The organism is Streptomyces sp. AC555_RSS877, assembly GCF_019049245.1.
Lineage (GTDB): Bacteria > Actinomycetota > Actinomycetes > Streptomycetales > Streptomycetaceae > Streptomyces.
In genome coordinates, this window is the sequence record NZ_JAGMUK010000216.1 from 90,077 (window position 1) to 108,489 (window position 18,413).

At 70.3% G+C, this 18,413-nt stretch carries 17 protein-coding genes, 1 tRNA gene and 1 pseudogene; 9 read left to right on the forward strand and 10 right to left on the reverse strand.

Annotated features, from left to right (window positions below; translation table 11 throughout):
* The first annotated feature begins 31 nt into the window (after positions 1-31).
* Entirely contained in the window at positions 32-460 is a 429-nt protein-coding gene (locus KUM49_RS42920; RefSeq protein WP_217242528.1) for a hypothetical protein, read from the forward strand.
* A 15-nt stretch (positions 461-475) separates the two neighbouring features.
* Here the strand turns inward: KUM49_RS42920 and KUM49_RS42925 are convergent, their stop codons facing one another.
* Complete coding sequence (locus KUM49_RS42925) at positions 476-1,237, reverse strand: SDR family oxidoreductase (RefSeq protein ID WP_217242368.1); 762 nt, start codon at positions 1,235-1,237, stop codon at positions 476-478.
* A 148-nt stretch (positions 1,238-1,385) separates the two neighbouring features.
* Between KUM49_RS42925 and KUM49_RS42930 the strand changes: the two genes are divergently transcribed.
* A complete protein-coding gene (locus KUM49_RS42930; RefSeq protein WP_217242369.1) occupies positions 1,386-2,216 on the forward strand; it encodes a helix-turn-helix transcriptional regulator in 831 nt (276 codons plus the stop codon).
* 412 nt (positions 2,217-2,628) lie between these two features.
* Here the strand turns inward: KUM49_RS42930 and KUM49_RS42935 are convergent, their stop codons facing one another.
* Positions 2,629-4,017: a cystathionine beta-synthase gene (locus KUM49_RS42935; RefSeq protein ID WP_217242370.1), complete on the reverse strand. Its 1,389-nt coding sequence runs from the start codon at positions 4,015-4,017 to the stop codon at positions 2,629-2,631.
* Between the two features lie 160 nt (positions 4,018-4,177).
* Between KUM49_RS42935 and KUM49_RS42940 the strand changes: the two genes are divergently transcribed.
* The 3 genes from KUM49_RS42940 (at position 4,178) to KUM49_RS42950 (ending at position 7,655) form a co-directional block, all read left to right on the forward strand.
* Positions 4,178-5,200, forward strand: coding sequence for an SGNH/GDSL hydrolase family protein (locus KUM49_RS42940; protein ID WP_217242371.1), 1,023 nt, complete (start codon positions 4,178-4,180; stop codon positions 5,198-5,200).
* 159 nt (positions 5,201-5,359) lie between these two features.
* The gene (locus KUM49_RS42945; RefSeq protein WP_217242372.1) at positions 5,360-6,580 is read left to right on the forward strand and encodes an acetyl-CoA C-acetyltransferase; all 1,221 of its coding nucleotides are present in this window, start codon (positions 5,360-5,362) and stop codon (positions 6,578-6,580) included.
* 274 nt (positions 6,581-6,854) lie between these two features.
* Positions 6,855-7,655, forward strand: a complete 801-nt coding sequence (locus tag KUM49_RS42950; protein ID WP_217242373.1) for a hypothetical protein — start codon at positions 6,855-6,857, stop codon at positions 7,653-7,655.
* A gap of 13 nt (positions 7,656-7,668) precedes the next feature.
* On the opposite strand, the gene KUM49_RS42955 is transcribed toward KUM49_RS42950, so the two are convergent.
* A complete protein-coding gene (locus KUM49_RS42955; protein ID WP_217242529.1) occupies positions 7,669-7,950 on the reverse strand; it encodes a hypothetical protein in 282 nt (93 codons plus the stop codon).
* Between the two features lie 134 nt (positions 7,951-8,084).
* Here KUM49_RS42955 and KUM49_RS42960 point away from each other — a divergent pair, with 134 nt between their 5' ends.
* Positions 8,085-8,315, forward strand: coding sequence for a DUF4287 domain-containing protein (locus KUM49_RS42960; RefSeq protein ID WP_217242374.1), 231 nt, complete (start codon positions 8,085-8,087; stop codon positions 8,313-8,315).
* Positions 8,316-8,399: 84 nt separating this feature from the next.
* Here KUM49_RS42960 and KUM49_RS42965 read toward each other — a convergent pair whose 3' ends face one another.
* The 3 genes from KUM49_RS42965 to KUM49_RS42975 all read right to left on the reverse strand — a co-directional run bounded on the left by KUM49_RS42965 (position 8,400) and on the right by KUM49_RS42975 (position 10,855).
* Positions 8,400-9,296: a Bax inhibitor-1/YccA family protein gene (locus KUM49_RS42965; protein ID WP_217242375.1), complete on the reverse strand. Its 897-nt coding sequence runs from the start codon at positions 9,294-9,296 to the stop codon at positions 8,400-8,402.
* 159 nt (positions 9,297-9,455) lie between these two features.
* A complete protein-coding gene (locus KUM49_RS42970) occupies positions 9,456-10,631 on the reverse strand; it encodes a 4-hydroxybenzoate 3-monooxygenase (RefSeq protein ID WP_217242376.1) in 1,176 nt (391 codons plus the stop codon).
* A gap of 140 nt (positions 10,632-10,771) precedes the next feature.
* Positions 10,772-10,855 (reverse strand) — tRNA-Leu (locus KUM49_RS42975).
* 386 nt (positions 10,856-11,241) lie between these two features.
* On the opposite strand from KUM49_RS42975, the gene KUM49_RS42980 reads away from it, so the two are divergent.
* Complete coding sequence (locus KUM49_RS42980) at positions 11,242-12,012, forward strand: ABC transporter ATP-binding protein (protein WP_217242377.1); 771 nt, start codon at positions 11,242-11,244, stop codon at positions 12,010-12,012.
* On the forward strand, positions 12,012-14,540 hold the full coding sequence (locus tag KUM49_RS42985; RefSeq protein WP_217242378.1) for an ABC transporter permease: 2,529 nt from the start codon (positions 12,012-12,014) through the stop codon (positions 14,538-14,540). Before KUM49_RS42980 ends, KUM49_RS42985 begins: the two co-directional genes overlap by 1 nt.
* A 55-nt stretch (positions 14,541-14,595) precedes the next feature.
* Here KUM49_RS42985 and KUM49_RS42990 read toward each other — a convergent pair whose 3' ends face one another.
* The 3 genes and pseudogenes from KUM49_RS42990 to KUM49_RS50530 form a co-directional block, all read right to left on the reverse strand.
* Positions 14,596-15,897 carry a class I SAM-dependent methyltransferase gene (locus KUM49_RS42990; protein WP_217242379.1) on the reverse strand — a complete coding sequence of 434 codons (1,302 nt, stop codon included), beginning with the start codon at positions 15,895-15,897 and terminating at the stop codon, positions 14,596-14,598.
* Positions 15,898-16,032: 135 nt separating this feature from the next.
* Positions 16,033-16,403, reverse strand: a pseudogene (locus KUM49_RS42995) (Uma2 family endonuclease); the annotation flags it as partial.
* 271 nt (positions 16,404-16,674) lie between these two features.
* A complete protein-coding gene (locus KUM49_RS50530) occupies positions 16,675-17,466 on the reverse strand; it encodes an ATP-binding protein (RefSeq protein ID WP_217242380.1) in 792 nt (263 codons plus the stop codon).
* A 128-nt stretch (positions 17,467-17,594) separates the two neighbouring features.
* Between KUM49_RS50530 and KUM49_RS43005 the strand changes: the two genes are divergently transcribed.
* The gene (locus tag KUM49_RS43005) at positions 17,595-17,831 is read left to right on the forward strand and encodes a DUF397 domain-containing protein (protein WP_217242530.1); all 237 of its coding nucleotides are present in this window, start codon (positions 17,595-17,597) and stop codon (positions 17,829-17,831) included.
* Here the strand turns inward: KUM49_RS43005 and KUM49_RS50095 are convergent.
* Complete coding sequence (locus KUM49_RS50095) at positions 17,801-17,923, reverse strand: hypothetical protein (RefSeq protein WP_302185583.1); 123 nt, start codon at positions 17,921-17,923, stop codon at positions 17,801-17,803. The two genes, KUM49_RS43005 and KUM49_RS50095, sit on opposite strands and share 31 nt — an antisense overlap.
* Between the last annotated feature and the right edge of the window lie 490 nt (positions 17,924-18,413).

Below are 18,413 nucleotides of genomic sequence, written 5' to 3' on the forward strand. Positions count from 1 at the left end.
CCGGCTCCTTACCGTGGATCGCATGACCGGAATGGACGCGCAGGACACGGAACTCAAGAAGGAACTCGACGCCACCCTGCAGGCGCGCAGGGAACTGGGCGTGGAGTACGAGTCCGCGCTGGTCGACTCGTTCCTGGAGAAGGTCGACCAGCGGATCGACGGCGCCGTGGAGCGGCGGGTGCGCCGGCAGATGGCCGAGCAGCAGATGGTGGTGGCCCGGGGTTCGCGGTCGCCGAAGCCGACCGACTCCTGGGGCGAGCGCTTCGGCTTCGGCCTCGTCTCGCTGGTGCTGGCGATCCCGCTGTCCGCGATCGGCGGCGGCGTCGCCCACCTGCCGGGTCTGATCGTCGCCTGGATCGGCATCGTCGGGGTGAACGCCGTCCAGGCCGCCCGCGCCAACCCGGGCCTGTTCCGCCCCCGCAGGCGCGGATCGTCCCAGGACAGCGACTGGGAGGAGTGACCGAGCGGCCAGGGTTCAGGCCTGCCGGGTGGGCAGCACCATGATCTGCCGCAGGTTGACCCGCCGCGGCCGGCTCGCCGCGTAGGCCACCACATCCGCGACCTCCTCGGACGCCAGCCCGCCCAGCGTGTCGAACATCCCGTCCAGCTGCCCGGACAGCTCCGCGTTGTCGATGTGGGTCTTCAGCTCGGTGTCCGTCAGCCCCGGCTCGACGTTGGTGACCCGGACGTCACGCGGCCCGAACTCGGTGCGCAGCGACTGGGAGAGGTGGGTCAGCGCGGCCTTGGTGGCGCAGTACACCGCGTAGTGGGGGAACGAGAGGTGCGCGCCGACGGACGAGATGTTCACCAGGTCCGCGGTACGGCCCTCCGCGGCCGTCGCCACCAGGTCGCCGGTGAAGGCGCGGACGACCCTGAGGACGCCGGTGACGTTCGTGTCGAGCATCCGCTGCCACTCGTCGATGCGGCCCGCCTCGATCGGGTTGGGCAGCATGACGCCGGCGGAGTTGACGACCAGGTCGACAGGCCCGTACGCCTCGTGGATCCGGGCCGCGGCCGCCTCCACCGACGCGTCGTCGGTGACGTCCGCGACCACGGCCAGCGCCTGTCCCCCGTCGGCCCGGATCTTCTCCGCGACCGCCTCCAGCCGCTCCGAGCGCCGGGCGAGCAGCGCGACCCGCGCCCCCTGCCCGGCCAGCAGCACGGCGACCGCCTCGCCGATCCCGCTGGCGGCACCGGTGACGACGGCGGTACGTCCGGCCAGGTTCTCGTACGACATGAAGGACTCCTCGGGTGTTCACTCGCCTCCGGTCCGTCCGGCGACGACACCCACACTCGTCCGCCCCGCCCGGGCCACCCAGGGATGAGCTTGTCCTGGGTCTGCCAGTACCAGGCTCCCGGTCCCGCCCTCGCCTAGGCTCGCCCCCATGGACGGCGAACTCGGAGACTTCCTGCGCTCACGTCGGGCCCGCATCCAGCCCGAGGAGGTGGGGCTGCCCTCGTACGGGCGCCGCCGGGTCCCGGGACTGCGTCGCGAGGAGGTGGCGCAACTGGCCGGAGTGAGCGTCGACTACTACATCCGGCTGGAACAGGGGCGGGGGCCGTCCGTGTCGGACGCCGTCCTGGACGCGATCGCGCGCGTCCTGCACATGGACGAGACGGAGCACGCCTACCTGCGTACGGTGGCCCGGCCGTCCCGGACCAGAAGCCGCCGCCCCGCGGCGCCCCGCGTCCGCCCCGGCGTCCAGCTGATCCTGGACGGCATGGAACGGGTCCCGGCGTTCGTCGTCGGCCGCCGCCTGGACGTCCTCGCCTGGAACGCCCTCGCCGACGCCCTGAGCGGCTTCGGTCTGATGACGGCCGGCGAGCGCAACGTCGCCCGTCAGGTCTTCCTCGATCCCGCCGCCCGCGACCTGTTCCCGGACTGGTCCGCGGTGGCCGCGCAGACCGTCGCCCAGCTGCATCTGAACGCCGGCCACCACCCCGACGAGCCCGGGATGGCCGCCCTGATCGGTGAGCTCTCCCTCAAGAGCGAGGACTTCCGCCGGCTGTGGGCGGACCACGAGATCAGGGAGTGCCGGTTCGGGGTGAAACGCGTCCGCCACCCGGTGGCGGGCCTGCTCACCCTTCCGTACGAGACGCTCACGGTTCCGGCGGACCCGGAGCAGACGATCGTCGTCTACACGCCGGAACCCGGTTCGGAGACGGCGGAGCGGCTGGCACTGCTGGGAAGTTGGTCGACCAGTCAGGCCCGCTGAGGAAAACTCACTGAGGAACCCGCTGAAGAAGACCCGCGAAAAAGCTATGCGCGGGGACCGCCGCACCCCCGTTGCCGGGGGGCGGGACGACGGCGGTCCCCGCGAGGGACGCGGGCCGGGTCAGGGCCAGACTCCGCGTCCTGGGCGTCTGTGGAGGTCCGGGAGCCGCTCCGGAGGTCCGTGACGCCGTTTTCGGTGTCGGCCGGGGCGGGGAGCCGCTCCCGCCCTGCCGACAACCACTAATGTGCCGGACCCGTGTTAAGCGTGTGCTGCGTGGACGTGACGCCCTCGTACCACTTCTGCGAAGTCCGAACTTCGGCCGGCGAACCGCAAGTCCGCCCTGGACACCCGCAGTTCACCGGGCGTTTCCGCCCGGGCCCCGCCCGGCGGATCCCGCCGTGAACGCGGGGTCCTACTTACCGCCCTTGGCGAGGAAGGCCAGCAGGTCCTGCCGGCTGATGACGCCGGTCGGCCTGCCCTCGACGAGGACGATCGCCGCGTCGGCCACGCCCAGTACGGACATCAGGTCGGCGACCGGTTCGCCGGAGCCGACCTGGGGCAGCGGGGCGGACATGTGCTTCTCCAGCGGGTCGTCGAGCGAGGCCCGCTGGGTGAACAGCGCGTCGAGCAGTTCACGTTCGACGACGGAGCCGACGACCTCGGCGGCCATCACGTCCGGGTGACCGGCGCCGGGCTTGACGATCGGCATCTGCGAGACGCCGTACTCGCGCAGCACCTCGATGGCCTGGCCGACGGTCTCGTCCGGGTGCATGTGGACGAGGGACGGCATGGCGCCGTGCTCCTTGTCGTTGAGGACGTCGGCAACGCGGGCGCTGGGGCCCTCGTCCTCCAGGAAGCCGTAGTCGGCCATCCACTCGTCGTTGAAGATCTTGCTGAGGTAGCCGCGCCCGCTGTCGGGAAGAAGGACGACCACGACGTCGTCGGGCCCGAGCCGCTCGGCGACCTTCAGCGCGGCGACGACGGCCATCCCGCAGGAGCCGCCCACCAGCAGGCCCTCCTCCTTGGCCAGCCGGCGGGTCATCTGGAAGGAGTCCTTGTCCGACACCGCCACGATCTCGTCGGCGACGGTCCGGTCGTAGGCGGTGGGCCAGAAGTCCTCACCGACACCCTCGACGAGGTACGGCCGTCCGGAACCGCCGGAGTAGACGGAGCCCTCGGGGTCGGCGCCGACGACCTTGACCCTGCCGTCGCTGGCGTCCTTCAGGTAGCGGCCGGTGCCGGAGATGGTGCCGCCCGTGCCCACGCCCGTCACGAAGTGGGTGATCTTCCCCTCCGTCTGCTCCCACAGCTCGGGGCCGGTCGAGTGGTAGTGGGAGAGCGGGTTGTTCGGGTTGGAGTACTGGTCGGGCTTCCACGCACCGGGCGTCTCACGGACCAGCCGGTCGGAGACGTTGTAGTAGGAGTCGGGGTGCTCCGGGTCCACGGCGGTCGGGCAGACGACGACCTCGGCGCCGTACGCCCGCAGCACGTTGATCTTGTCGGTGCTCACCTTGTCGGGGCACACGAAGATGCACTTGTACCCCTTCTGCTGGGCCACGATGGCCAGCCCGACACCCGTGTTGCCGCTGGTCGGCTCGACGATCGTGCCGCCGGGCTTGAGCGCTCCGCTCTCCTCGGCCGCCTCGATCATGCGCAGGGCGATGCGGTCCTTCACGGAACCGCCGGGGTTGAAGTACTCCACCTTGGCCAGGACGGTCGCCCGAATGCCCTTGGTCACGCTGTTGAGCCTCAGCAGCGGGGTGTTGCCGACGAGGCTGATCATCGAGTCGTGGAATTGCACCGTTGTCTCCGGATGCTTGCAAAAAAGTGGTCCTGTTTGGTTCCGCCAGCCTATGGCCTCCCAGGGATCCGTGACGGTCGTTCACTCCCCGTTGAGATTGGGCGACCGTCCGTACGGGGCAAGGAGTGGATGTACGGACACAAGGAGGTGGCGGCGACGCATGACGAGCATGTCGAGGGCGAGGGTGGCCCGGCGGATCGCGGCCGGCGCCGCGTATGGCGGCGGTGGGATCGGTCTGGTCGGCGCGGCGGCCATGGGCCTGGTGCTGGCGGAGGTGCAGCTGGCCAAGCGCCAGGTGGGCAACGGGACGGCGCCGCACGTCCCACAGGCGGAGGGCCGGTACGGCAGTTCCTACACCGCCCCCGGAGAACCGCCCCTGCGCCTGGTGATGCTGGGCGACTCCACGGCCGCCGGCCAGGGAGTCCGCCGCAGCGGCCAGACGCCGGGCGCGCTGCTGGCGTCGGGGCTCGCGGCGGTGGCCGAACGACCGGTGGTACTGCGTAACGTCGCCCTTCCCGGGGCGACCTCCGACGACCTGGACCGCCAGGTGGCGCTGGTCCTGGCGGACCCGGCCCGGATCCCGGACATCTGCGTGATCATGATCGGCGCGAACGACGTGACTACCCGGATGCCGCCGACCCGTTCGGTACGCCATCTGGCGTCGGCGGTACGACGGCTGCGCACGGCCGGCGCGGAGGTGGTGGTCGGCACCTGTCCCGACCTGGGCACGATCGCTCCCGTGCAGCAGCCGCTACGCTGGCTGGCCCGCCGGGCGTCCCGGCAACTGGCGGCCGCCCAGACGATCGGCGCGGTCGAGCAGGGCGGCCGTACCGTCTCGCTCGGCGACCTGCTGGGTCCCGAGTTCGCGGCGAATCCGCGTGAGCTGTTCGGCCCGGACAACTACCACCCCTCGGCGGAGGGCTACGCCACCGCGGCGATGGCCGTCCTGCCGACGGTGTGCGCCGCGCTGGGCCTGTGGCCGGCCGAGGAGGAGCGTCCGGACGCCTCCCGCCGCGAGGGTTTCCTGCCGGTCGCGCGCGCGGCCGCCGAGGCGGCGTCGGAGCCGGGCACGGAGGTCGCGGCCGCGATGCCGACCGGGCCGAAGGGGCCGTGGGCACTGCTCAAGCGGCGCCGTAGGCGGCGGGTCGCGGCAGTCGAACCGGAGACCCAAGCAAGCGCTTAGTAAATTGCGGTCAGGGTCACACTGCTCTAAGCGTGACCCTGACCATACGTACGGGTAACTTCCCACACAGCCCTGCACAACCCTCGTACGCCCACCCCTCGCCCGACCACCGCCCCTCAACGAGGCGCTGCGCGCCGCCCCTTCTTGACTGGAGCCGTCATGCCCGAAGCCGTGATCGTCTCGACCGCCCGCTCCCCCATCGGCCGCGCTTTCAAGGGCTCCCTGAAGGACCTGCGCCCCGACGACCTGACCGCCACGATCATCCAGGCCGCCCTGGCCAAGGTCCCCGAGCTGGACCCGAGGGACATCGACGATCTGATGCTCGGCTGCGGCCTGCCCGGCGGCGAGCAGGGCAACAACCTGGGCCGCATCGTCGCCGTACAGATGGGGATGGACCACCTCCCCGGCTGCACGGTCACCCGCTACTGCTCCTCCTCGCTGCAGACGAGCCGCATGGCCCTGCACGCCATCAAGGCCGGCGAGGGCGACGTGTTCATCTCGGCCGGTGTCGAGATGGTCTCCCGCTTCGTGAAGGGCAACTCCGACAGCCTTCCCGACACGCACAACCCCTTCTTCGCCGAGGCCGAGGCCCGCACCGAGGCCATCGCGCAGCAGGAGGGCACCACCTGGCACGACCCGCGCGAGGACGGTCTCGTCCCGGACGCGTACATCGCGATGGGGCAGACCGCCGAGAACCTGGCCCGCATGAAGGGCGTCACCCGCCAGGACATGGACGAGTTCGGCGTCCGCTCGCAGAACCTCGCCGAGGAAGCCATCAAGAACGGCTTCTGGGAGCGCGAGATCACCCCGGTGACCCTCCCCGACGGCTCGGTCGTCTCCAAGGACGACGGCCCGCGTGCCGGCGTCACCCTGGAGGGCGTCCAGGGCCTCAAGCCGGTCTTCCGCCCCGACGGCATGGTCACCGCCGCCAACTGCTGCCCGCTGAACGACGGCGCCGCCGCCCTCGTCATCATGAGCGACACCAAGGCCCGCGAGCTCGGCCTGACCCCGCTCGCCCGCATCGTGTCGACCGGCGTCTCCGGCCTCTCCCCCGAGATCATGGGCCTCGGCCCGGTGGATGCGTCCCAGCAGGCGCTGCGCCGCGCCGGTCTCGGCATCGGCGACATCGACCTGGTCGAGATCAACGAGGCGTTCGCCGCGCAGGTGATCCCCTCCTACCGCGACCTCGGTATCGACCCGGAGAAGCTGAACGTCAACGGCGGCGCCATCGCGGTCGGCCACCCCTTCGGCATGACCGGCGCCCGCATCACCGGCACGCTCATCAACTCCCTCCAGTTCCACGACAAGCAGTTCGGCCTGGAGACGATGTGCGTCGGCGGCGGCCAGGGCATGGCGATGGTCATCGAGCGCCTGAGCTGACCAACCTGCCGTAGTCGCACGGGGACCCACCGTCACCGTCAGGCCCAGAACCCTTGAACCGCCAGGGTTCTGGGCCGATTTGTGATCCAATCTCCCTCAGGATGTGACCTATCTCCCTTCCGAGAGGGAGGTGCGCAGGTCAGAGCTACTTCACCCCCGAACAACAGCCCCAAAATCATGTCCGTTTCGTGACGTTACGCACTGACAGCGGGTTAGTCCGCCCTTCAAGCTGATGTAGGAAGTCGGGGGTCGACTTTGAACCGGGAGTACGTCAGTGAGCGCCATGCCGATCGCCTTGCTGGTCACCACGGTCGCCACGGGCGCCGTGGGCGTCGCCGTCCTGCGCACCCTCATGGTGCTGCGCCGGCAGGTCGCCGCCCTGCACGCCGAACTCGCCGCGGGGAACGCCGCCGCGGCGCGGGGCCGCGTGCCGGCCGCCCGCCACTCCGCCGACGTCGACGAGATACGTGCCGCCGTGGCCGAGGCCCTCGCCGAGGAGCGTGAGCGCGAGCTCGCCGAGGCCCGCGCCTTCTGGGCCGCGCAGGAGGCCCGTGACGCCTCCGACGCGCCCTCACTGCTGGGTCTGCCCGACAGCGAGCTGTTCCTGCCCCGGCAGGCCGATTTCGTGGGCCTGGAGCCGGTCGCCGAGCACGGCGCCGATGCCGACGAGTCCGCCGGGGCCCCCTCCTTCGGGGGAGAGTCCGCGGAACTGGCCGCGGCCCGCCGCCGCCACCCCTCCCACCCGGACTTCGTGCCGGTCTCGTCACCGGTGGTCAACGACCACGAGCGCACGGTGGCGACGCTGGAGGAACTGGCCTCGTCCCAGGTCGAGCTCGCCGACGTCCGCCCGGGCCCCCTGGGCACCCTCGACGTCTACGTCTTCGCCGACGGCACCACTCTCTGCATGACGCCGGGGCACCGCGAGACGGCGGAGCGCCTGGCGTCGGCCCTGCACGCCGGTGAGACGCCGACCCTGCTGGGCGGCTCGGGCGTCTCCGGGGCCTACACCCTGACCTTCGCGTGCGGCGAGGAGAACGTCTACATCCTGGCCGACCGGGTCATAGCGTCCCTCTAGGGCTCACCCGGGCTCACACGCCCGCCCTCTTCTGCGCTTCCTCCACCAGCCGCACCGCATCATCGACCTGGCCCTCGTCCGTAAGTACGAGGGCCAAGTCATGCACAGCGACGGTGATTTGATCGGCGGCGGCGAACATCCCCGCGTCGGGCATCTCCCGGGGCTCGGCCCCGGGCTCCTCCACTTCCTGCGCCCACCGGGCGAACTCCCTGGCCAGCCCCAGAGCCTCAGCGGCAGCGCCCCGCTGCAGCCGGCTCTGCGGGGCGGCCCGGAGACGATCGGCAAAGTGATCCACCGCACGGCACAGACGCGTCGTATCCACCACGCCGCGAGAGTACGCGCCCCACCGGGACTGTTGCCAACGGGCGAACGCTCAGGCACGGTGACCTGAAGGACCGGCTTACATCCCCTTTGCGTCCGGAGGCGCCGATGTCCCACGTCCTCTCCGAGGAGACCCACCGCAACATGCTCGCCCGCATCCCCCACTGCACCGGTCGTGAAGTCTCCGACTGGCTGCGCACTGTCGAAGAAGGCCCTTCTCTCTTCCGCTTCGAGGAGAAGGTCAGCTGGCTTCGCCACGAACACGACCTCGCGTACGGCCACGCGAAGGCGATCGTCCACGAGTACGACCTGAGGAGGGCGGCGCGCAAACTCCTTTAGGCGCGCACACGAAAAGGGCCCCGGGACGGAACCCGGGGCCCTTTCACGCACGCGGTGCGTGCTGGTCGCTACCAGTCGCTGCCACTAGTCGCTGCTGTTGAGGATCGCGATGATCCTCAGGAACTCCATGTAGATCCACACCAGCGTCAGCGTCAGCCCGAAGGCCGCCAGCCACGCCTCCTCGCGCGGCGCGCCGTACGCGATGCCGTCCTCGACCTGCTTGAAGTCCAGGGCGAGGAAGCAGGCGCCGAGCAGGATGCCGACGACGCCGAAGATCACGCCGAGCGGGCCGCTGCGGAAGCCGAGGCCGTCACCGCCGCCGAAGACGGCGAACAGCAGGTTCACCATCATCAGCAGGACGAAGCCGAGCGCGGCCGCCATCACGAAGCCGACGAACCGGCGGTTGACGCGGATCCAGCCCGCCTTGTACGCCACCAGCACACCGGTGAAGACCGCCATGGTGCCGATCACGGCCTGCATGGCCGCGCCGTCCGCGATGCGGTTGTCGACGATGTTGGACAGGACGCCGAGGAAGACGCCCTCGAACGCGGCGTACATCAGGATCAGCGCGGGCGAGGCCTTGCGCTTGAAGGACTGGACGAAGGCCAGGACCATGCCGACCAGCGCGGCACCGATGCCGATGCCGTACGAACGGCCGATGTTGGCGTCGTCGATCGGCAGCAGCGCCCAGGCGAGCGCGGCCGTGACGATCAGGACGCCGAGTGTGGTGCCGGTACGCAGGACGACGTCGTCGATCGTCATGCGGCCGGTGGTGACCGGGGCCTGCGGCGGCGCGCCGTGCTGAAGGTCCTGCTGCGCGTAAGGGTTCTGCGCGTACGGGTTGCCGGCCTGCGGCTGCGCGTACGGGTTGCCCTGGGTGCCTACAGCTGCGCCCCCGGCCTGCGGCGCGGTGTTGAAGCCCGCGTAGCCGTTGTCGCGGCTGAACCCCCGTCGCGAGAAGACCGGGTTGCTGCTCCTCATTTCACTCCTCCATGGCCACCGTGTGTGGGCCTTGGGCTCAAGAGTAATAGGTAGGCAAAGGAATGACCCTAGTGCTTGGGGAGGATCTTTCCCTTGTTGTGCTGCGCAACACGCTACGCGGCCCCATGATTCCCGGCCACGGCGGTCCTCACTCTTGCCTCACCCGAACGGGAACCCCGTGTACCCCTCGGCCAGGTCGGTCTCGGCGGCCCGGGAGGACGCGAGCCGCTCCAGCCGGGCCAGCTGGAGGCGGTCCTCGAAGGCAGTGGCGTCGGGGGCCCGGTGCAGGAGGGTGGTCATGTCGTAGGAGAACCGTTCGGCCTGCCAGACGCGGCGCAGGCAGGTCTCGGAGTAGGCGTCGAGCAGCTCGGCCGAGCCGGTCTCCTGCTCATGCGCCAGGGCCCTCGCGAAGGTGACGACGTCGCCGACAGCGAGGTTGAGGCCCTTGGCTCCCGTGGGCGGCACGATGTGGGCCGCGTCCCCGGCCAGGAAGAGGCGGCCGTGCCGCATCGGCTCGTGGACGTAGGAGCGCATCGGGGTGACCGACTTCTGGGTGATCGGGCCGCGCTTCAGACGCCAGCCGTCGGCGGTCTCGAAGCGGCGCTCCAGTTCCGCCCAGATGTCGTCGTCACGCCACGCCTCGGCGTCGGTGCCCTCCGGCACCTGGAGGTAGAGCCGGGAGACCGACGGGGAGCGCATGGACAGCAGGGCGAAGCCGCGGTCGTGGTGGGCGTAGACCAGCTCGTCGTGGGAGGGCGGGACGTCGGCGAGGATGCCGAGCCAGCCGAAGGGGTACGACCGCTCGAAGGTCCGGGACAGCGTGGCGGGGACCGCCTGGCGCGCGACTCCCCAGAAGCCGTCGCAGCCGACGACGTAGTCGCACTCCAGGACGTCCTCGACGCCCTCGTGCCGGAACCGGACGCGCGGGCTGCCGGTGTCGGCACCCTCGACGGCCAGCGCCTCCGCCTCGAACAGCAGCGGGCCGCCCTCCTTGAGCTGGAGGGCGATGAGGTCCTTGCAGACCTCGGTCTGGGCGTAGACCATCACCGACCGGCCGCCAGTGAGGGCGGGGAAGTCGACGCGGTGGCGCTTCGTGGCGTACCGCAGCTCTATGCCGTCGTGGCGCAGGCCCTCGCGGTCCATGCGTTCGCCGGCGCCGGCCGCGCGCAGCACGTCCACCGTGCCCTGCTCCAGGATTCCGGCCCGCTGCCGCTGCTCGACGTAGGCGCGGTCGCGGCTCTCCAGGACGACCGAGCCGATGCCTGCGTTGTGGAGCAGCCGGGCGAGCAGGAGGCCGGCGGGGCCCGCTCCGATGATGCCGACGGTGGTGCGCATCGACCCGCCTCCCTTTCGATTCATGTTCGCATAGTGAAGTTTTCTTCACTTGCTTCGCGACATGAGTTTCCGACCGCATGCGCCCGCTGTCAACGGTCGAGCGGTGAACTCTTCAATGGAGGGTGCACAGGTCTCGGAAGTGCCCGGAGCCGGACTTGAACCGGCACGCCCGCGAAGGGGCAGCGAGGTTTAAGCTCGCCGTGTCTGCATTCCACCATCCGGGCAGGCCATGGGCTCCGCATCGAGGTTCCGAGCCTATCGGGCTCCTTCCCCCCGTCATCGGGAGGGCGGCCCCATGTTGTCTTATTTTATTGATGCCTGAGGGTGCATCAGCACCCGGTACAGGCCATCCGCACTTGCCAATAGCCTTGCGCGTGCCCTCGGGCCTCGCATGCGGAATGACGGAATTTCACCGCCCGAACGAGGGGGCTCCACCTGTTCTCTGCATCTGTCAGGGGTGGCCGTCATCCCCAGGTATGACGCGGCGGCCCCTGGTCCGACCCGAGTCTGCCTTCAGAACCGGAACAGCGGGTGACTACACGGCGGCGGGCGGCACGGACGATGGATGTCGTCCCTCCGACCACCCCTCGTCCTTCAGGAGTGCCCACTCGTGACCACCGCATCCATCGCCGGCCGGGCCACCACCGTGGCCGCGCGCGCCACGGATCTGTCGAAGATCTACGGACAGGGCGAGACCCAGGTGGTCGCCCTGGACCGGGTCTCCGTCGACTTCCGGCAGGCCGAGTTCACCGCGATCATGGGCCCCTCCGGGTCCGGCAAGTCCACGCTGATGCATTGCGTGGCCGGCCTGGACACCTTCTCCTCCGGTTCGGTGCGCATCGGCGAGACCGAGCTGGGCTCGCTGAAGGACAAGCAGCTGACCAAGTTGCGCCGGGACAAGATCGGCTTCATCTTCCAGGCGTTCAACCTGCTGCCCACCCTGACAGCCCTGGAGAACATCACCCTCCCGATGGACATCGCGGGCCGCAAGCCGGACAAGCAGTGGCTGGAGAAGGTGATCGGGATGGTCGGCCTGGCCGACCGTCTCAGCCACCGCCCCTCCCAGCTGTCCGGCGGCCAGCAGCAGCGCGTCGCCGTGGCCCGCGCCCTGGCGTCCCGGCCCGACATCGTCTTCGGTGACGAGCCGACCGGAAACCTCGACTCGCGCTCCGGCGCCGAGGTGCTGGGCTTCCTGCGCAACTCCGTACGGGAGCTCGGGCAGACGGTGGTGATGGTGACCCACGACCCGGTGGCGGCGGCGTACGCGGACCGGGTGGTGTTCCTGGCGGACGGGCGGATCGTCGACGAGATGTACGGCCCCACTGCGGAGTCGGTCCTCGACTTCATGAAGCAGTTCGACGCGAAGGGCCGTACCAGCTGATGTTCCGCACCGCCCTGCGCAACGTACTCGCGCACAAGGCCAGACTGCTCATGACCGTGCTCGCCGTGATGCTCGGCGTGGCCTTCGTGTCGGGGACCCTGGTCTTCACCAACACCATTTCCGAGGCCTACCAGAAGAGTTCGGCCAAGGGCTTCGACCAGGTCGACGTGGCCGTGGAGGCCGAACTCCAGGAGGACAAGGGCGACACCGTCGGCAAGCGGGCCGAGCTGACCCAGGCGCTGCTCGACGAGAGCACGAAGGTGCCGGGGGCCGCCTCCGCCATCGGCGTGGTCAACGGCTTCACCGCCATCGCCGACAAGGACGGCAAGCTGATCGGCGGCGGCTTCCAGTCCCAGGGCGGCAACTACTGGGGCACCAAGGACCCCCGGTATCCGCTGGTCAGCGGGCGCACGCCGAGCGGCGCGGGCCAGGTCCTCATCGACTCCGAGACCGCGAAGCGCGCCGGATACCAGGTCGGCGACACCGTACGGATCTCGGTGGACGGCCCGGTGCTCGACCCGGAGATCACCGGCATCTTCACCACCGACGACGGCAACGTCGCCGCCGGCGGCAGCCTCGCCCTCTTCGACACGGCGACGGCCCAGCGGCTGTTCGGCAAGGCGGGCACGTACGACCAGATCGACGTCAGGGCGAAGGCGGGCGTCAGCCAGGCGGCGCTGAAGGCGGAGCTGGACAAGGCGCTGCCGAAGGACACCGTCGAGACGACGACCGGGCAGGAACTGTCCGACAGTCAGGCGGAGGCGATCTCCGCCTCGATGTCCGGGCTGAAGCAGGGGCTGCTGGTCTTCGCGGGCATCGCGCTGTTCGTCGGCACGTTCATCATCGCCAACACCTTCACCATGCTGGTCGCCCAGCGCACCAAGGAACTGGCGCTGCTGCGGGCCGTCGGTGCCTCGCGCCGGCAGGTCACCCGTTCCGTCCTCGTCGAGGCGTTCGTGGTCGGCGTGGTCGCCGCGGTGACCGGCCTCGCCGCCGGCGTCGGCATCGGCGCGGGACTGCGGTCGCTTATGGGCTCGCTCGGCGCGACCGTCCCGGACGGGCCGCTGATCGTCACGCCCGGCACCGTCCTCGCGGCCCTCGCGGTCGGTGTCCTCGTCACCATGCTGGCGGCCTGGCTGCCGGGCCGCCGGGCGGCGAAGATCCCGCCGGTGGCGGCGATGAGCAGCGTGCACGCACAGGCGACCGCCAAGTCGCTGGTGCTGCGCAACACGCTGGGGGCGCTGTTCTCGGGAGCGGGTGTCGCGGTCGTCCTCGCGGCCACGACGATGTCGGGCTCGGACGGTCAGGCCCCCATGGGTCTGGGCGCCGTCCTCCTGATCATCGGCGTCTTCATCCTCACCCCGCTGCTGTCCCGCCCGCTGATCGCGGCCGCGGCACCTCTCCTGCGCGTGTTCGGCGTCTCGGGCAAGCTGGCCCGCCAGAACTCGGTGCGCAACCCGCGCCGTACGGCCGCCACGGCCTCCGCGCTGATGATCGGCCTCACCCTCATCACCGGCATGACGGTGATGGCCGGCAGCCTGCAGAAGTCGATCGACAAGATGGCGGCGTCCGCGATCCGGGCGGACTACGTGGTCTCCATGGCCAACGGCAACGAACTGTCCCTGGACGTCGAGAAGAAGCTGGGCCGGGTCGACGACGTCACCGCCACCAGCCCGCTGCGCAACGCGCCGTCCCGCATCGACGGCGAGACGGAGTACCTCACCGGCGTCACGGGCGGCACGATCCGCGAACTGACCGACCTGAAGGTCGACAGCGGCGCCTTCGAGGTGGGCGGCACGCAGGTCGTCGTGGACGACAGGACGGCCACTTCACACGGCTGGAAGGCGGGTTCGCGCTTCACCGTCGCCTACGAGGACGGCAAGAAGCAGGAACTGAGGGTCGCCGGGGTCTACGAGGGCAACGAGATGATCCAGGGCATCATCCTGGACAACGCCACGCTCTCCCCGCACCAGACGGACCCGGCCGACATGCAGGTGATGGTCAAGACGTCCGACGGGGCGTCGAGCGCGACGAAGGACAAGCTGGAGAAGGCCCTCGGCGCCAACCCGGCCATCAAGGTCCAGGACAAGAAGGATCTCTCCAACGAGATCGCCCAGATGTTCACGCTGATGCTGAACATGCTCTACGGCCTGCTGGCCATGGCCGTGCTCATCGCGGTCCTCGGGGTCATCAACACCCTGGCCATGTCGGTCTTCGAACGCTCCCAGGAGATCGGCATGCTCCGCGCGATCGGCCTGGACCGCAAGGGCATCAAGCGGATGGTCCGTCTGGAGTCCCTGGTCATCTGCCTGTTCGGCGGGATCCTGGGCATCGGCCTCGGTGTGTTCTTCGGCTGGGCGGCCGGGGAACTCCTCGGCGCGAGCCTGGCGACGTACGAACTCGTCCTGCCGTGGGCGAGGATGGCGGTCTTCCTGCTCCTGGCGGCGACCGTGGGCGTCCTGGCGGCGCTGTGGCCGGCCCGGCGGGCGGCCCGGCTGAACATGCTGGCGGCGATCAAGGCGGAGTAGCGGTACGGCGCTCGGGGCCCCGTCCTTCGGTGAGGACGGGGCCCCTGTCGTGTCCTCAGTTCCAGGTCCGGGACCGCAACGGCAGCCCCGAGAGGCCGGACTGGGGAGTCCGGATCGCGAGGACCTGGTTGACGCCGATGCGGTTGCGCTCGAAGGCGAGCGCGGAGGCGGCCATGTACAGCCGCCAGACCCTGGCCCGCCCGGCACCGGCGAGCCCCACCGCACGCGCCCACTCCCCCTCCAGGTTGGTGACCCAGCGGCGCAGGGTGAGGGCGTAGTGCTCGCGGATCGACTCGACGTCCCGCACCTCGAACCCGGCGCGTTCGAGCTGGGTGACGGTGGTGCCGACGGGCGCGAGTTCGCCGTCGGGGAAGACGTAGGAGTCGATGAACGCGTCGACGCTGTACGTCGACCCCTCCCGCTCGGGCCTGCGGGCGATCTGGTGGTTGAGCAGCCGCCCCCCGGGCCTGAGCAGCCGGTGCAGGACAGCGGCGTACTCCAGGTACCGCTCGGCACCCACGTGCTCGGCCATCCCGACGGAGGAGATCGCGTCGTACGGTCCGTCGGTCACGTCCCGGTAGTCCTGTACGCGGATCTCGACCCGGTCGGTGAGTCCCTCGTCGGCGACGCGCTTACGGGCGTACGCGGCCTGCTCCTGGGAGAGCGTGATGCCGACGACGCTCACGCCGTGCTCGCGGGCGGCGTGGATGGCCATCGAACCCCAGCCGCAGCCGACGTCCAGGAGGCGCAGGCCGGGTGCCAGGTCGAGCTTGCGGGAGATGAGTTCGAGCTTGTCGCGCTGGGCGGTTTCGAGGGTGCCGCCGTCGGCCTCGGGGGCCGGCCAGTAGGCGCAGGAGTACACCATGCTGGGGCCCAGGACGATCTCGTAGAAGTCGTTGCCGACGTCGTAGTGGTGGCTGATGGCGCGCTTGTCGGTGCGCTTGGTGTGCAGGCGGCGGCGGGGTCTGCGGACCTCCTCGCGGGGCGGGGCGGGCGGCAGCGGAGGGCCCGCGAGGGCGACGAGTCCGCGTACGGCGGCCCGCACCTCGGGGTCGCGCAGGGCCTGGCCGGCCCCGCGGGTGTCCTCGTCGCGCTCCCAGACGAGGCCCGAGATCAGGCCGAGGGCGGTGTAGAGGTCCCCTTCGACGTCCAGGTCCCCGGCGACCCAGGCGCGGGCGAGGCCCAGTTCACCCGGCTTCCACAGCAGCCGGCGCACGGCCCGGCGATTGCGCACGACGAGTGTCGGCGCGCCCGGCGGCCCCGCCTGCGAACCGTCCCAGGCGCGGATGCGCAAGGCCAGCGGTACACCCAGCAACTGTTCGACGAGACTCTTCAGCCGCAGCGCGGCGTCTGCCATGGCGTACACCTCCGTGACGAGGGACCCGAAATGTCCAACACCCACGTAAACACCTGCGGGGCCGGGCCGCAGTCCCCCGTTCGCGTTACGGCTGGGCAAAATGTGTGTACGGGCCATGAGTCTTGCGCCGGACCGTCAGAGCGCGTCGAGGGCGTCCGGGGTGATGTCGATGCCGTACGGGACGTCGACCTTGAGCAGGTCACGGCGGGTGTCGGTGAGGGCTAGGCCTTGGACACCGGATCGAGTTCGTACACACGGACCACGGGACGCTGGTTCGATCCGGTCATCTCGACCAGCCAGAAGTGCGGGATGCCGGCGGCGGCGTACTTGTGGGGCTTGGTGTCGCGGTCGCGGGCTTCGGAGTCGGGGGAGACCACTTCGACGGCGAGCAGGACGTCGGCGGCCTGAAAGCGGGTCTGCTCCCTGCTGGTGACGGCTTCGGCGCGGACGACCGAGATGTCGGGCTCGGGGCCGTTGCGGCGGTCGAGGACGACGGTCCAACTTCGCCGTGAACCGGTGGCGAGGTCGCGGGCTCATCATCATCACGAGCTGTCCATCACTGATCTCTGGCCAGGCGAAACCCGGAGGCGGGGTGATGCGATCACGGCGGTGGCGCAGCCGCCGGTAAAGGGTCTGATGAGTCATGGCTCCTCCCCGCCCCCAGTATGGGGGCGACGGTCCTTCCCTGCGCAGACCACGGCGAACCGACGATGCCGCCCGGTTCGGATGCCGGTACGGACGCCGGTACGAACGCCGGTTCGGAGGTGACGGCGAAGGTCATCCGGCAGCGTCCGCCGACGCGAGGGCGAGGTCGGCCCAGACGGTCAGCCCACTGCCGGTTCGCCGCGTACCCCACCGGTCGGCCAGCACTTCGGTGATCAGCAGACCGCGGCCGTGCTCCTGCTCCGGAGTCGGCAGTCCCGCCCGGGCGGGAGAAACCGTCTGCGGGTTCCCCCTGCCCTCGTCGGTGACGCCGATCGTGACCGTATGAGCGGTGAGGGCGCAGGTGATCGTGATGGTGTGGCTGTCGGCGTGCTCCAGGGCGTTGGCGACGAGCTCTCCGGTGATCGTTTCCAGATCGTCCGTCGTTTCGGGTGGCAGCCCCCACGCCCCGGCCGTGTCGCGCACGTACCGCCGGGCGGCGCCGGCGGCGGTCAGGTCACGGCCGGGGAGGGTGAGCAGGCCGAAGCCTCGGGGGGCGTTCGCGCTGTACAGGGCGTCATGAAGGACGGTTACCGAGGACGGCGCGGAGGCCGATCCGCCTCCTCGGGACCGCCGCTCCCCACCGAGCCGGGTACCCCGCGAGACGGCGATGAGCAGCACATCCTGGAGTGCGTCCGCCAACTGACCTGCCAGGCAGGTGAATTCGCTGGCACCACTCGGCCCGGATGCCGAGAGCCCGTCCCGCGCCCGCCCCAGAAGCCTCTGCGCGAGCCCGAGTTGCACGCTCTCGATCCGGTCGGCCAACCGGGAGGCGACGCCACCCTCTTCGTCCGTGAGGAGGAGACAGGGCCGGCCGTGGGCACCGGTCCAGGGCAGGAGTCGTACGCGGTCCGCTTCCTCGTTCATGACGCTGCCCCCAGTACGGCGTGGATGTCACGGACATCGAGGTCCACGCCGTCGGTCAGCCTTGAGCTGCTGGCCACAGCACGACAGGAGTTCACCCGATGAGCGAAACGCCAGCCACAGCCCAGCTCATGGCAGGAAACTGGTTCAAGAGCAGCTACAGCGCAGCGGACAACGAGTGCGTGGAGGTGGCTCACTGCTTGCCGCGAGTGGGCATACGCGATTCCAAAGCCTCCGGCCAAAAGGGGTTCACCGTAAGCGCCGCCGCGTTTCGCTTGCTCGTCGGCGGGCTGACGAGGACTCCGGCATCCCCCGATGAGCCTGGTGAACGTGCCAATCACGTACGGATGAACGCGCTCAGTTCGTGAGGCAGGCCACCCGGCGGCAGCGCTCCGGGCACGGCGAACGCCGTTACGAGGTTGGGGTGATGGGCGGCGGGGTCGTCGGGGGCGGCGTGCATGGTGGCGGCGGTAAAGACCGCGGTCGGGCAGGAGCCGCGGCGGGAGGTGGCGGGGGCGCCGCTGGAGGACGGCTGGGCTGCCGGGACTGGGTCGGCGAAGGAGCCGGGGGCGGCAAGGCTGGCGGTATCTGCGCCGCAGCCTGCTGCCGTACCTCTTCCTTGTGCGCCGTCAGTGCGGCGAGCTCGCTCGTGGACTTGGCTGCGACGGACGCCGCGTCCGCGTCGTTGTGCGCCGCCTGAGCCGCATCGAGGTTCGCCTGGGCGCTCCCGGCGTCCCGCGGGATGGACACCTAGGCCTGGGCGATCGCGTTCGACGCCTGGGCCAGCCACTTCCCCGCCCCCCTCGCTGAAGTCGCCCGGTCTCAGGGTGGAGTTGGCCAGATCCGCGCTCCAGGTGCGGAAGGCGTCGGCACCCTCGCCCTTCCATTCCACCCATTGCGGGCGGACCTTCAGCTCATCGGCGATCCTGCGGATGAGCATCCGCCCTGTC